This window comes from Tardiphaga sp. 215_C5_N2_1, assembly GCF_052076055.1.
GTDB lineage: Bacteria > Pseudomonadota > Alphaproteobacteria > Rhizobiales > Xanthobacteraceae > Tardiphaga > Tardiphaga robiniae.
Window position 1 is genome coordinate 6,431,000 of the sequence record NZ_CP197240.1, and the last position, 14,566, is coordinate 6,445,565.

At 58.8% G+C, this 14,566-nt stretch carries 10 protein-coding genes; 8 read left to right on the plus strand and 2 right to left on the minus strand.

The features are described from left to right. Window positions 1–225: 225 nt before the first annotated feature. The 3 genes from AB7828_RS30420 (at window position 226) to AB7828_RS30430 (ending at window position 4,984) form a co-directional block, all read left to right on the plus strand. Window positions 226–1,857, plus strand: a complete 1,632-nt coding sequence (locus AB7828_RS30420) for an ABC transporter substrate-binding protein (protein WP_441232075.1) — start codon at window positions 226–228, stop codon at window positions 1,855–1,857. Between the two features lie 115 nt (window positions 1,858–1,972). Next, window positions 1,973–3,811, plus strand: coding sequence for an IlvD/Edd family dehydratase (locus AB7828_RS30425; protein WP_441232076.1), 1,839 nt, complete (start codon window positions 1,973–1,975; stop codon window positions 3,809–3,811). A 96-nt stretch (window positions 3,812–3,907) separates the two neighbouring features. Next, entirely contained in the window at window positions 3,908–4,984 is a 1,077-nt protein-coding gene (locus AB7828_RS30430; RefSeq protein WP_441232077.1) for a tartrate dehydrogenase, read from the plus strand. A 109-nt stretch (window positions 4,985–5,093) separates the two neighbouring features. Here AB7828_RS30430 and AB7828_RS30435 read toward each other — a convergent pair whose 3' ends face one another. Both AB7828_RS30435 and AB7828_RS30440 read right to left on the minus strand, forming a co-directional pair. Continuing rightward, the gene (locus AB7828_RS30435) at window positions 5,094–6,014 is read right to left on the minus strand and encodes a cupin domain-containing protein (protein WP_441232078.1); all 921 of its coding nucleotides are present in this window, start codon (window positions 6,012–6,014) and stop codon (window positions 5,094–5,096) included. Between the two features lie 90 nt (window positions 6,015–6,104). Beyond that, window positions 6,105–6,899 carry a D-2-hydroxyacid dehydrogenase gene (locus tag AB7828_RS30440; RefSeq protein ID WP_441232349.1) on the minus strand — a complete coding sequence of 265 codons (795 nt, stop codon included), beginning with the start codon at window positions 6,897–6,899 and terminating at the stop codon, window positions 6,105–6,107. 294 nt (window positions 6,900–7,193) lie between these two features. On the opposite strand from AB7828_RS30440, the gene AB7828_RS30445 reads away from it, so the two are divergent. The 5 genes from AB7828_RS30445 (at window position 7,194) to AB7828_RS30465 (ending at window position 14,484) form a co-directional block, all read left to right on the plus strand. Continuing rightward, the gene (locus AB7828_RS30445; protein ID WP_441232079.1) at window positions 7,194–8,639 is read left to right on the plus strand and encodes an FAD-binding oxidoreductase; all 1,446 of its coding nucleotides are present in this window, start codon (window positions 7,194–7,196) and stop codon (window positions 8,637–8,639) included. Window positions 8,640–8,700: 61 nt separating this feature from the next. After that, a complete protein-coding gene (locus AB7828_RS30450; RefSeq protein WP_441232080.1) occupies window positions 8,701–9,606 on the plus strand; it encodes a fumarylacetoacetate hydrolase family protein in 906 nt (301 codons plus the stop codon). Between the two features lie 219 nt (window positions 9,607–9,825). Next, window positions 9,826–10,746 (plus strand): MurR/RpiR family transcriptional regulator, encoded by a 921-nt coding sequence (locus AB7828_RS30455; RefSeq protein WP_441232350.1) that lies wholly within the window; start codon window positions 9,826–9,828, stop codon window positions 10,744–10,746. Between the two features lie 150 nt (window positions 10,747–10,896). Next, window positions 10,897–12,327 carry an aspartate aminotransferase family protein gene (locus AB7828_RS30460; RefSeq protein WP_441232081.1) on the plus strand — a complete coding sequence of 477 codons (1,431 nt, stop codon included), beginning with the start codon at window positions 10,897–10,899 and terminating at the stop codon, window positions 12,325–12,327. A gap of 78 nt (window positions 12,328–12,405) precedes the next feature. Further along, window positions 12,406–14,484: a hydantoinase/oxoprolinase family protein gene (locus AB7828_RS30465; RefSeq protein WP_441232082.1), complete on the plus strand. Its 2,079-nt coding sequence runs from the start codon at window positions 12,406–12,408 to the stop codon at window positions 14,482–14,484. The last annotated feature ends 82 nt before the right edge of the window (window positions 14,485–14,566 follow it).

Consider the following 14,566-nt stretch of genomic DNA (forward strand, 5'->3'; position numbering starts at 1 on the left):
CCGCGACGGGAAATGGCGTCCTCACAATAAATGTCAAAACTGGAGGCGGTGCGGCGTAGGGGCATGTGACGCAAATTGGCGCATGAGTGCCTCTAAATGGATCAAATGATCCTGTTGACATAAAGGTGGATCATATCGTTCATTGACTTCGATGCTTCCGCCGAGAAGCCAGGGTGGGAAGAGGGACAAGCGCCACCTTCGCAGGTCGCGCGTCAGAACACGCTATTGGATCGGAGGGCCGACGTGGGTATTAATCGACGGGACTGTCTAAAGGGCGCAGCTGCATTAGCGGTTGGCAGCATGCTGCCCCATCAACAAGCAGGCGCGCAGTCGCGAGCAGAGACACTGCGCCAGGTGCTCGGCACAAGTTTTACCTCCCTTGATCCGACCATGCAGGGCGCTACCCGCGAGAGCGCGCCGCTGTCGATGAATATCTATGACCGGCTGGCGTGTTTCGAGAAGAAGTCGACGCCAGGCGGCCTGACGTTCGACATGGACAATATCCGCGGAGAGTTGGCGGATCGCATCGACAGGTCGAGTGACGGCCTGACCTTCACGTTTCATATTCGCGAAGGCGCGACGTGGCATGACGAGACGCCAGTGGAGGCTACCGACGTCAAATGGTCGCTTGATCGCGCTGTCTCGGCGCCGTCATTGGCCAAACCGCAGACAGCGAACGGCTCCATGACCAGTACCGAGCAATTCAAAATCGTCGGGGATAGGCAGATTGAGATAAAACTCTCAAAGCCAGATCGACTTGCTCTCGCAACGCTGTGCGTGCCGTCAGTATTCATGATCAACAGCAAGCTCGCCAAACGTCACGCTACCGATGAAGATCCTTGGGCGGGTAATTGGCTAAAGGAAAACACGGCGGCCGGTGGCGCCTATATGGTCGAAAGCAATCGGCCTGGGCAGCAGATCGTGCTCAAGCGGAACGATAGCTGGAAGAACGGCAAGGACAGTAAGCTTCCGTATTTCCGCCGTGTGATCGCGCAGACTGTGCCCGACGTGTCGGCCCGAGCAAGTCTGGTTGAGCGCGGCGATGCAGACATGACCCTTGATGCCGCCACCAGCGACATTTTGGGTATCGAACAGCGCGGCAAGGCGCGGGTCATTGCCGTCCCGCAGAATAACGCGATTCATCAGATCGCGCTCAATACGCAGCTCGCGCCGTTCAACGACTTGCGCGTGCGCCGTGCGATTTCCATGGCTATCCCCTATGAAGCAATGTTCAGGGCCGCACTGTTCGAGCGAGGCAAGCGACTGTACGGAGCGACCTGGACCGAGCCGACCGAGCCGCTCATTTTCCAGCCGGTGCCCAACCGTACCGATATCGGTAAAGCAAGGACGCTGTTGGCCGAAGCAGGGTTCGCCAGCGGCTTCAAGACAACGTTCTCCTTCGCGGCCAGCGCTGCATCACTCAACGAGCCGATGGCTTCGCTGATACAGGAGAGTCTCGCCAAGATCGGCGTCGAAGTGACCGTTCAGAAACTTCCGGAGTCGCAGTTCGTGCAGATGATGTCCGAGCGGCGCCTGCCGATGTTCTTCGACTATGAGACGTCGTGGTTCCCTGCTGCCGAATATGTCATCCGGACCTTCTTCTCCGGCCCCCAGCGCTGGAATGCGAGCGCTTGGAACAATCCGGAAGTCATCAAGCTTGCGGAGGAAGCCAGGTTCGAAACAAACCAGCAGGTCTACAATCAGAAAGTCGTTCGCATCGTCAAACATATTGCAGACGAAGTGCCTGTCTGTCTGCTCTGGCAACCTGGCCACGATGCGGTCGTCGGGCGTGACATCGAAGGTTATACCTACTGGTTCCATCGCGGCGCCGATTATCGCGATCTGAAGCGTGCGTGATCGCAGAGAAGCACGAAAGCCACTTCGCGATCGGATGACGTCTCGGTGCCTATCGTGGCGCCGAGCGTCGGCGCACGGCCGATAGACGTCCAATTGCACTGCAGCAGGACTCCAGATGAGCAAGCAAACGACCGTTGGCAAAAGCAACGGAAAAAATCCCAATCGCAGCGTTAAGCCGGGAGAGCTACGCTCGAAGGCCTGGTTCGATAATCCGGAAAATGCCGAGCTGACCGCGTTGTATATCGAGCGTCTGATGAATTTCGGCCTGTCACGCGCCGAGCTTCAGTCCGGCCGTCCGATCATCGGACTTGCGCAGACTGGATCGGATATCGCGCCCTGCAACCGGCATCACATCGAGTTGGCCTCGCGTGTGCGCGACGGCATTCGCGAGATGGGTGGCGTGCCGCTGGAGTTTCCGATCCATCCCGTGCAGGAGACCTGCAAGCGGCCCACAGCAAGCCTGGATCGCAATCTTCAGTATCTCAGCTTGGTCGAGATCCTCTACGGATATCCGCTGGACGGCGTCGTGCTGACCACTGGCTGTGACAAGACCACGCCCGCTCAGCTGATGGCCGCGGCGACCGTGAATATCCCCGCAATTGCCTTACCGGGTGGTCCGATGCTGAACGGCTTCTTCCGCGGCGAGCGCTCCGGCTCGGGTACGGCTTTGTGGAAGGCTCGCGAGATGATGGCCACCGGCGAGATCGACTATCACGGCTTCATCGATCTCGTGGCGTCGTCCGGCCCTTCGGCCGGTCATTGCAATACGATGGGCACTGCAATGACCATGAATTCGCTCGCGGAGGCCATGGGCATGACGCTGCCGGGTGCGGCAGCAATTCCTGCCCCCTACCGCGATCGCTATGAGATGGCCTATCAGACGGGCAAGCGTATCGTGGAGATGGTCTGGGAGGACCTCACTCCCTCGAAGATATTGACGCGGGACGCCTTCGAGAATGCGATCGTAGTGAATTCGGCGATCGGCGGATCGACAAATGCTCCGATCCATATCAATGCCATCGCGAAACATGTGGGGGTGGCGCTCGATAACGACGATTGGATGGCGATCGGTTACGATACGCCGTTGCTCGTGAACCTCCAACCCGCCGGCGAATATCTCTGCGAGGAGTATTACCGTGCAGGCGGCGTTCCTGCCGTCCTCGCGGAACTGATCGCGAAGAACAAGTTGAAGCCGGCTATCACAGCTAATGGTAAGACGCTGATCGAGAATTGCGAAGGAGCTTTCTCGCCGGACCGACGCGTCATCAAGGAATACGACGCGCCTATGAAGGAGAAGGCAGGCTTCCTGAACATGAGTGGAAACCTGTTCGATTCTGCCATCATGAAGTCCAGCGGCATCACGCCGGATTTCCGTCGCCGCTATCTGGAGAATCCGAGAGATCCGATGGCTTTCGAGGGTAGAGCGATTGTGTTCGACGGTCCGGAAGATTATCAACGCCGTATCGACGATCCGTCTCTGGAGATCGACGAAAATTGCATCCTGTTCATGCGCGGCGTTGGACCTATTGGATTTCCGGGAGCTGCCGAGGTCGTGAACATGCGCGCTCCGAGCTATTTGCTGAAGAAGGGCGTCACCGCCCTTGCGTGTATCGGCGACGGGCGCCAGTCTGGTACGTCGGGGTCGCCGTCGATCCTGAATGCCTCCCCGGAAGCTGCAACCGGCGGTGGTCTCGCTCTGATCAAGACAGGCGACAGGGTGCGTATCGACCTGAACCGGTGCACGGCGAATATGCTGATTCCGGAGCAGGAGCTGGATGAGAGGCGGGCGGCGCTGAAGGCGTCGGGAGGCTACCCCTATCCGGTAAGCCAGACCCCCTGGCAGGAAATACAGCGCGATATCGTCGGCGAACTATCTGACGGCATGGTTCTCAAGCCGGCCGTCAAATATCAGCGCATCCATACGACATTCGGGCTGCCGCGCGACAACCACTGAGGCGGCTCGGCGGCCCACTCAAAACATGTCGCCGAAGCACGGAACGTCGGTGAAGAGTTGTCCCCGGCATTCCTGCCGACGGGAAGGAAACCCCACGTGAGCGCACAAAAAGAATATCGGATCGCGGTCATCCCCGGCGACGGCATCGGTAAGGAAGTGATGCCGGAAGGCCTGCGCGTCCTTGAAACAGCAGCGAAAAAGCATCGCGTGAAGGTGCATTTCGATCATTACGACTTCTCGTCCTATGACTATTACGAGAAGCACGGCCACATGATGCCGGACGACTGGAAAGCGCAGATCGGCAAGCACGATGCGATCTATTTCGGCGCCGTCGGCCTGCCGGCAAAGATTCCGGATCACATTTCGTTGTGGGGCTCGCTGATCAAGTTCCGGCGCGAATTCGACCAATACGTCAATCTGCGCCCAGTGCGCCTGATGCCCGGCGTGCCCTGTCCGCTGGTCGGCCGCAAGCCCGGTGACATCGACTTCTGGGTGGTGCGCGAGAACACCGAGGGTGAATATTCATCGGTGGGCGGTCGCATGTTCCCGGACACCGACCGTGAATTCGTCACCCAGCAGACGGTGATGACCCGCACCGGCGTCGACCGCATCCTGAAATTCGCGTTCGATCTCGCTCAGTCGCGGCCGAGGAAGCACCTGACCTCGGCGACCAAGTCCAACGGCATCGCGATCACGATGCCCTATTGGGACGAACGCGTGAAGGCGATGGGCGCCAACTATCCCGATGTGAAGTGGGACCAGTATCACGTCGACATTCTCACAGCAAATTTCGTGATGCATCCGGACTGGTTCGACGTCGTGGTTGCATCCAACTTGTTCGGCGACATCCTGTCCGATTTGGGCCCGGCCTGCACCGGCACCATCGGCATCGCGCCGTCCGGCAATATCAATCCGACCGGCGATTTCCCGTCGGTGTTCGAGCCGGTGCATGGCTCGGCGCCGGATATTGCCGGGCAAGGCATTGCGAATCCGATCGGCATGATCTGGTCCGGCGCGATGATGCTGGAACATCTCGGCGAGAAGGCTGCAGCGGATTCGATCGTCAAGGCGATCGAGCGCACCCTCGGTGAGCGCACGCTGCGGACGCGCGATCTCGGCGGTCAGGCAGATACAGGCGCGTGCGGCAAGGCCGTGGCGGAGATGGTGGAGTAGCTGGCCAGCTTGCAGGAATTGCTGGAGGTGGCGAAAGGCCTCCCTATCCGCACTATCGAAAAAGATCGCCTTTCGGCGATCTTTTTCTGTTTTGATACGACAGGTCGCGTCAGGCGAAGCTGAAGCCGTTCACGCGCGAATGCGTGAAGATGCCGCCGTCCTGAATGATTAGCAACTCCGCGCGCTTGCCGCCATTGTTATGATGTGCATGCCAAGCGAAGGGCGGTGTGATCGTGGTCGAAAGATGAGACCATTCCTTGACCTTATCATCGACGGTGCTGTGGCAATGTTCACCGGCTAGAACGAGCATCACGGCAGCCGAGTTGTGTCTGTGCGGCCGCGTTTGCGTGCCGGGATCGAGCGTATTCAGGGCAAGCGTGAGGACAGGAGCGATATTGCGGATCGAGTCGTGGCGCTCGCTTGCGAAAATCAGGGCGCGGCCGGCCGTGTCCGCCTCCTGGTCCGCTGAATAAATCAGGTCAATCTGTTCTTTGATGTCTTTGGCGGGGTAGTGGACTGGAGCGATCGCGGCTTTCTTGGTCGATTTCGCATCGACATCAAGGAAGCGGACTAGTGGATCATCGCCAACCACCCAGAGAATGCTATTGTGATCGCCTTGCGCGCGCAGGTCGATCGCTTCATCGCCCGGCATCAGGAAGACGTCGCCAGCCTGCCACGAGATGTTCGTGCCGTCGCTATCGAGCTGACCGCTGCCTGCGATGGCATAGAAAACCAGAGTCGATGCCGCGGCCTTCAACTGCAGGCTCTCGTTAGGGCGAACAACCACATAGCGGGCCAGGACGTTCGGTGTCGTCGCTGGGGCGTTTAGGCCCAGGCTCGACGAAATATCGCAGTTGATGACGCCCGTCGGTGTGTTCGGATCGAGCGCACGATTTGCTTCATCGACGAAAGTCGCGGGCGGTACATCGGTTTGCTTGAGCTGGAAGGCGGTTCCGGAATTATAGTATCGGGCGGATTTCTGCGCGCTCGTCGAAGGAGACGAATTGAGTTGAACCGGAATATCGCGCATCTTCTTGGCTGGCATCGAACTCTCCATCATTGCCGTCTTCACCGTTGGACCCTGTTCAGACGAATTCGAATATTCCGAACGGTGTTCGGTTTATTCAGACGCTGAGCGCTTTAGTCGGACTTCGTTTCGGAAAGCGCCACCGTCACGCAAGGCCGCCAAATTGTGACGGCACAGCTCGTGGGCGCGATGAATGATCCCAGTGCTGCCGTATCCTGCGGCATGCGGTGACAGGATGACGTTGTCGAGGTCCCATAGTGGGCTGTCGGAGGGGAGTGGCTCCGTTTCGAACACGTCCAGCGCGGCGCCGGCGATCCGGTTCGAGCGTAAATAGTCGATAAGCGCAGTCTCATCGACGGTCGCCCCGCGCCCGACATTCACGAAGAAGGCGCTGAGTTTCAGCCGTGAGAGGATGTCGGGATTGATGAAATGACGCGTGGCTGCGCTCGACGGCATTACGTTGACGAGCATGTCCAAGTCGGGGAGTTCTCGGTCAAGGCCGGACATCGGCGCGACACGGGAGGCGACGGCACATGGTTTGGCTGAACGGGAAAAGCCGATGACCCCTGCGCCGAACGGGCGGAGCCGCTGCGCAATCTCGCGGCCGATGGCGCCATAGCCCAGGATACCAATCGTCGCGCCATCGAGCGAACTGAGCGAGGCATTCAAGGAGCCGCGGTCCCACAGCCGGGCGATTCGGCGTCGTTCGAGCTGCGGCAGGCGGCGGATCAAGCCCAGCATCAGCGCGACGGCGTGTTCGGCGACGACGGGAGACCAGATCTCGCTGGCGTTGCAAACCGCGGCGCCCTTCGGAACGCCCAAAAACTCAGCGCTTTCATATCCCGCGGAAAGAAATTGAACCAAACGAAGGCGTGAGTAGCGCTGCATCACGCTGTGTGCCAGCGGCGCTGTATAGTCCGTCGCAAGGATCAGAAGAGCGTCGCTGTCGCGGGCGAGCGCGCCGAGTTCTTCGATATCGGAAGAGCCGACAAAGTTGATACCCTGACCGCCGCACTTCTCCGCGGGTGCGAAGCCCGGAAAACATGGATGAAACGCTACCTGCATGAGGATTAACGTCGCAGCCGGACGTATGCGATGTCAAGAAAAATGGATCATATGATCATATTGACATATTGGTGGATCAAATGGTTCACATAAGCGCGTAAGCATCAGGAGAGCGCGGTGGACCAAGGTCTGGAAACCCTGCAACAGCGGCTGTTGTCGGCCGTTGCGGCGATCGTCGGAGCTAACGGGGTTCTTTCGGAGCCCTCGGACATCGAAGGTTACCTGACGGACTGGCGTCGTCGCTATCAAGGCAGTGCGCTGGCGGTAGCGTTTCCGACCAGTGCTGAGCACGTCTCGCAACTGGTTCGCCTCTGTAGCGAGCTGGGAGTAGCGGTCGTCCCGCAGGCCGGCAATACCGGGTTTACGGGAGGCGCCATTCCTCCCGCGGATCAGCCCGCCATGATCATCAATGTCTCCAAAATGAACAAAGTGCGAAAGGTCGATGGTCTCAATAATTCGGTGATCGTCGAGGCTGGTTGCATTCTCGCCAACTTGCGTGATGCTGTCGAAGCGTCCAACAGGCTCTTTCCGATGCTGCTTGGCAGTGTTGGAAGCTGCGAGGTGGGCGGGCTTGTCTCGACCAATGCAGGCGGGACCGGTGTCCTGCGCTATGGCAACATGCGCGACCTCATACTGGGCCTCGAAGTGGTTCTGCCCGACGGCCGCATCTGGAGTGGACTGAAGGTCCTCCGGAAGGACAATTCAGGATACGACCTCAAGCAACTCTTTGTCGGCGCCGAGGGAACGCTGGGCATCGTCACCGCAGCGGCCTTGAAGCTGTTTCCTCTGCCGATCAGCAGCGGTACGGCAATGATCGCGCTTCCCAACGTCCAGGCCGCCGTGGCGCTGCTCAGGCTGTTCGGCGACCGGGCTGGCAACACTATCGAAGCCTTCGAAATCATGTCGCTCGGGCAGCTGGAGAACGTCCTGGGTCATCTCGGCCGGCAGCCACCCATGGCGATGTCGTCTCCGTGGTACGTCCTCGTCGAGCTTGCGGATTCCCGCGTCAATTGGGATCCGGCGCAAAGTCTGGAAGAAATTCTCGCGGAAGCCGCCGATACTCAGATGATCGATGACGCGATCGTCGCGGCGGATTCCACGAAAGCCCAGCGGCTCTGGGAGCTCCGCCACAACACGTCGGAGGCGAATCTCCGAAAAGGGTTTTCAATCTCGAACGATACCTCGGTGCCTGTCTCGCAATTGCCAGCATTTATCGCGCAGGTGACCGATCGCTTGAGAGGGGAATTCGCAGGTGCGGATGTGGTCCATTGTGGGCATATTGGCGATGGCAACATCCACGTCGTGGTGATCCTTAGCAGGGATATCTACAACACCGCTGAAAAGCGCGAGGAGGCTGCCAGCAAGGTGAACTACATCGTTCACGAGGTTAGCGTCGGCCTCGACGGCAGTATCAGTGCCGAGCACGGTATCGGCATGATGCATGTCGATGAACTCGAAACGTTCAAGCCAGCGCTTGATCTGGAATTGATGATGAGGATCAAACGGGCACTCGATCCCAACAACATCATGAATCCAGGAAAAATTCTTCGCAGTTGCAAATAGCACCGCCAAGGAACGACGATCGTCGATCCCATCCACATTCGTAAACCGGAGACTCAATGTCATGAAGTTCGTGTCGTTCGAATATAACGCGCGCGCGCGCGTCGGCATCGTTCGTGGCGAAGATGTCTGTCTGCTTTCCGACCGTTACCGCGATGTCCTTGACGTTATCGAAGCTGGGGAAAGCGTGCTTGCCGAGGTGCAGCGCTTTATCGAAACAGGTAGCGGCGAGCGCACGGCGTTGAAGGATCTCAAAGTGCTGGCACCGATCCGGCGCTTCCATCGGGACATTCTCTGTACCGGTTGGAACTATCTGGATCACTTTGCCGAAGGGCAGGCAAAGCGGGGAGAGCCGGCGAAAGAGCTGCCTAAGGCACCGACCTTCTTCACCAAAGGCCCGAATACTGTGATCGGGTCCCGTGATCCGATCGCATTCGACGAGCGACTGTCCGAGCAATGGGACTATGAGGCAGAGCTGGCCGTCGTGATCGGAAAGACCGGTCGGAGCATTTCCGAGAACGAGGCAGAGAGGCACATCTTCGGATATTGTCTGGCTAACGACATCTCGCAGCGCGATCTGCAGCGTCGCCATGGCGGCCAGTGGCTCAAGGGCAAAAGCATCGACGGTACGATGCCGATCGGGCCCTATGTGGTGACCAAGGACGAAGTCGACCTGGCCGCGGTCAGGCTGGAATGCGAGCTGAACGGAATCGTCCGGCAGAACGCGCTCATTTCCCAGATGGCATTTCCGATCGCAAAGCTGATCGCCGAACTCTCGTTAGGGATGACACTCAGAGCGGGTGATATGTTGCTGACCGGAACTCCGAGCGGAGTCGGGTTTGCGCGGACGCCGCCGATTTTCCTCGCCGATGGCGACGAGGTGGTGGTGAGGGCGACCGGCCTGGGCGAATTGCGAAACCGTGTCGTGCGCACCGATCTCTTCGGGAACTCCGACGTGACCATCGGCTAGGCCTCCCGCCGATGTGGCCTTAACGGACGGCTCGTGAGGGGCAGCAACGCCGGAAAGGATATCTGGCATTGGCCCGCTCGCTCCCTTAAAACTGGCGTGCCACAATGGTCGCCGATTAAGTTCGCCGTCCGGAAGGCTTGCCGGTGTGCCCGCGGATCCTGCCCGCGATGGCTTATCGGTTGACTGCTTGAGGCATTTGGAGCTGGCCGCGTGGGATCTGTGGATTTGATTGAAGATATCAAAGCAATTTGCACCGATCTTTCGGGTCAGGCGATCGACGCGGCGCACTATCTGATCAACAACCCAGACGAGGTCGCGTTTCACTCGATGAGGGAGATCGCACGGCGAGCGGATGTGCCTCCCGTCAGTCTTGTCAGATTGGCGCAGCGTCTCGGCTTGGCCGGGTACAGCGAACTACGTCAGCGATTTATTGATCTTGCTCGTGATCGCCAGCGCCGGGATCGTCAATCGACCTCGCGCAACGAACAGTCTGCGAAAGCTCTCATCAAGAAACGCGGCGAAGATGCGGGGCTCACGGGGTTCCTCGATTCGTTCTTTGCAGCCGAACTGGATGTCGTACGGCAGGCGCGAGCCCATCTCTCGGAAGAGCGGTTGACGGTAGCCGTCGAAGCCCTGACCAAAGCTCGGACCGTGTATGTTTATGGCAGGAGAACGGCGTTCACTCCCGCTTACGCTCTGGCATATACCCTTCGCAAGGCCCGGCCGAATGTCGTTATGCTCGATGGTCCCGGAGGGGCGCCTGAAGGTCCCCTCGAAGATATCTCATCCGATGACGTATTTGTCGCAGTCACGTTTGCACCCTTCAATCGGCTGGTTCATGATTTTGCACAGAAAGCTTCTGCTGCTGGTGCGCGGATCATAGCGCTTACCGACAGTTTCGCGGCACCGGTTGGAGAATTGGCTGGTCCGCTTCATTTCGTGGCGCAATCGTCCGGCCAAGCATTTCCCGAATCGATGCTTGGTGCCGTGGCAATGGCGCAACTGCTGGCGGCTCTTACGATCAGCAATCTCGGAGAGCCGGCGCAGAAGCGAATCCGAGAGAACGAGCGCTTCCTCGTTGGCTCGGGCGAGTATCTGCTTTCCGGAAAGACGACGCGGCGTCGTCGTACGGCGGATTAGCTTCTCGCCAAAACTTTGTCAGCAGCGCGGGTGACCTGCATCTTCTGAAGAAGATGCGGAGTTTCGACGTGCAGCATTTTTAACCTAGCCGAATACCTCTGCACTCACGTTAGTCAAAATGCTGCTCTGCAAGAAGCATCGTGACGTTAAATGGATCAAATGATCCAGTTGACATTTATATGGATCATATCGTTCATTGTCGCCATTCAAGTCGGGGAAACGATGATGAGCCCAGGTCAAGGACATAACAGCGGCGCTACAGCCGCAGCTACATCGCGGTCTGAGGCCGCTTACTTGCGCGAAGCCAAAGTGGTTCCGGGCGGATCGATGCGAGCCGCGTCGTGGTTCAAGCCTCATCCTCCTTATGCCGCGCGCGGCGAAGGCTGCTTTATCGTTGATATTGATGGTCGACGGATTATGGATTGCGCGAACAATTTCTTCTCGCTGATCCACGGTCACGCGTTTCCACCGGTGCTTGCAGCCGTACAGGAGGCGATGGTGAAGGGTACGGCCTTCGGGATGCCAACGGAAAGCGAGATCATGCTTGCGGAGACGCTGGCGGCCCGCAATCCCAGACTTGAGCAGACGCGCTTCTGCAATTCCGGCACTGAAGCCGTGCTCGCCGCTGTCAAGGCGGCGCGCGCGATTACCGGACGTGAGCGTATCGCAAAGTTCGAAGGCTGCTATCACGGCGCATATGACTGGATCGAAGTCAGTCTCGATCCGACCCCCGCCAATTGGAATGATGAGAACGGCAATCCGGCATCGATCGGAACAAATGCAGGTACGCCGGAATCGGTGCTGCGCGAAGTTGTCGTGTTGCCCTATGACGACCCGCAGCGCTGCGCAGAGATCCTGCGCCGCGAAGGACCGACCTTGGCAGCGGTGATCCTAGATCCCCACGCGTCGCGCGCGGGAGCGGTACCGATGTCTCGGGAAACGACCGCAGTCGTGCAGGAGGCCTGCCGTCGCGATGGCGCTCTGCTCATTGTGGACGAAGTCATCAGCTTCCGTCTCGGCTTTTCCGGCGCGTCCCCGCTGTTCGGTCTGCAACCCGATCTCGTGACCACCGCCAAGATCATCGGCGGTGGTCTCCCGATTGGAGCTGTCTCCGGGTCAGCAAAGTTGATGTCCGTCTTCAATCATGCTGACGGAAAGCCAAAGGTTTCGATGGGCGGAACGTTCAGCGGTAATCCGCTGAGCATGGCTGCAGGCCTCGCTTCGCTGGCGAATTATGATCAGGCCGCGGTCGGGCGGTTGAACGGCCTGGGCGACCTTCTGCGTAATAAGGTGCATGATGGGTTCGAAAAAGCTGGCATCAAGGCGCATGTGAGCGGGCTGGGATCCTTGTTCCGTCTTCATCTCGGAGCGGCAAAAGTAACCGGCTACAGGAGTGCCTACGCGGGACCGGAGACCAGCCAGACTCTCAAGAATATCCATCGTGGAATGCTCGACGAGGGAATTCTGCTCACCCCGAACTGTTCAGGAGCGCTCTCCACTCCGATGAGCGAAACCGAAGTATCGCGTCTGGCTGATACTCTCGGCGCGGTCGTTGCCAAAGAGCTGAGCACGAGGGTCTGATGATCGAGCGCAATCGCGCTGGTCAATGCACCTATCCAATCACTACGTGAAAAGAAAAATCGATTGATGAGACCGTCAATGTTAGCTGCACCTTACCGCGTCGGAGTTGATGTCGGCGGCACGTTTACCGATCTTGTGCTTGTGGACGCCAATGGCAAAGTCCAGGCCTTTAAATCGCCGTCAGTGCCGTCGAACCCAACAGAAGGCGTCCTGACCGCGGTCGAATTGGCCGCTCGCTCTCTGGGGGGGACGTCCGAAACATTCCTGCCCAATGTCGAACTGTTCGTCCACGGATCCACTGTGGCAACGAACACGTTGCTCGAAAAAAAGGGAGCGAAAGTCGGTCTCCTCGTTACCGACGGATTCCGGGATTCTTTGGAAATTCGACGCTCCATTCGAGAGAATGTGTGGGACCACCGCAAGCCGTTCCCCGAGGTTCTCGTACCGCGTTATCTGCGTCTGCCTGTCAAGGAACGGATTGAGCATGATGGCAGTGTGCGCATACCGTTCGACGCCAGCTCCGTCGCTGAGGCCGCCCGCGTGTTTGCCGAGGAGAAGGTCGATGCAGTGGCGATCTGCTTTCTGCATTCCTACGCGAACCCGAACCATGAGCGCGCTGCAAAGGCTGAGCTGAATAGACTGCTTCCGGATGTCTGGGTCACTGCATCTTCAGAGATCGCGCCAACGATCGGCGAATACGAGCGGACGTCAACGACGGTTGTTAACGCGTATGTCGCGCCGCGGGTCGTTCCCTATCTCAAGAGCCTTGCAAGCCGGCTCAGTGAACTGGGTCTTCAGCGCAAACTGCTAATGATCCAGTCCAATGGCGGCGCGATCTCGATCGACGAGATCGGCCACTCTCCGGCTAGCCTCGTTCTTTCGGGACCAGCTGCCGGCGTGGGATCGCTCAAGTTCTTTGGGCAAGATACGGGATCCCAGCATCTCATTTCGATCGAGGTCGGTGGTACGAGCTGCGACGTCACACTGATGCAGAATGATGCAGTCAGCATGACCGATCAACTGGTTGTCGATGGATATCATCTCAACATTCCGGCTGTGGATATTCATACCGTCGGTGCTGGTGGCGGTACTATTGCGTCGGTGGATGGCGCTGGTTTGCTCAATGCCGGTCCGGAAGGTGCGGGGTCGATGCCGGGCCCAGCCAGTTACGGGCGTGGGGGCGAGCGTCCCACGGTAACTGATGCGCAGTTGGTACTGGGGCGTCTAAAGCCTGGGCCCTACGCGGGTGGTGCTATCTCGTTGGATCTGGACAAGGCGGTAGAGGCGATTAGCACGCATGTCGCCAAGCCTCTAGGACTGTCGGTGGAGGACGCCGCTGCAGGTGTCATTCAGCTCGTCGAGCAGAACATCCTTCATGCGGTCGAGCAGGCATCGCTTGAGAAGGGCTACAATCCTCGGCTGTTCACACTGGTTGCCGCGGGCGGCGCTGGACCATTGCACGGGCCCGCGACCGCGCGCCTGTTAGGCAGCCCGAGTCTTTATATTCCAAGACTGGCAGGTGTGTTCTGCGCTTTCGGCATGTGCAACTCCGATCTGCGCCATGACTATGTGCGTAGCTGGATGCGCGATCTGGATGTACCAGTATCATCCAAGTCTGAATCAGCTGACCAAGCATTCCGGCAGTTGGAAGCTACTGCCGCTGAGGTCTTAGCCCGCGAGGGATTCAAAGGCGACAAAGCGATTCTCGTTCGCGCATACGACCTCCGCTACTTCGGGCAGCAGTGGACCGTGGCGATAGATTGCCCGTCAACGGATCCGGCGGCCGTCCGTGCGGCCTTCGAATGCGTCTACCAGCGTCTGTTCGGCTATGTGCAGCCGAGCGGAGCGATCGAGGTCGTCAATCTGCGCCTAGCGGCGATCGGCAAGCTGGACGCGCTCGAAGTCGCTCAACTGCCGCCAGCCGTCGCAGATCCCAAGCCACATGCACAACGTAGGGTCTGGATCGATCGAGAAATCGGCTTCACAGAGACGCCGGTTTATGACGGAACCATCCTGACCCCGCGTCAACGCTTGACGGGTCCGGCCATCATCGAAGAGGCGACCACAACAATTTTCGTTGGGCCGGGTGATGAATTGCGAATGACTGACGCCGGCAACTATCACGTCACGATCGCGCACAAGAAGAGGGTCTCATGAGCCGACTTGCGAGGGGAGACGCTTTTGCTGCGGTAGCGTTCGCAGGACAGCAAATTCGCGGAGCGATCTACGTGGCAGGGTC

Coding starts and splice junctions, on each gene's coding strand:
- AB7828_RS30450 (WP_441232080.1), top strand. CDS start 8,701: ATGAAGTTCGTGTCGTTCGAATATAACGCGCGCGCGCGCGTCGGCATC.
- AB7828_RS30440 (WP_441232349.1), bottom strand. CDS start 6,899: ATGCAGCGCTACTCACGCCTTCGTTTGGTTCAATTTCTTTCCGCGGGA.
- AB7828_RS30460 (WP_441232081.1), top strand. CDS start 10,897: ATGGATCAAATGATCCAGTTGACATTTATATGGATCATATCGTTCATT.
- AB7828_RS30465 (WP_441232082.1), top strand. CDS start 12,406: ATGTTAGCTGCACCTTACCGCGTCGGAGTTGATGTCGGCGGCACGTTT.
- AB7828_RS30425 (WP_441232076.1), top strand. CDS start 1,973: ATGAGCAAGCAAACGACCGTTGGCAAAAGCAACGGAAAAAATCCCAAT.
- AB7828_RS30435 (WP_441232078.1), bottom strand. CDS start 6,014: ATGCGCGATATTCCGGTTCAACTCAATTCGTCTCCTTCGACGAGCGCG.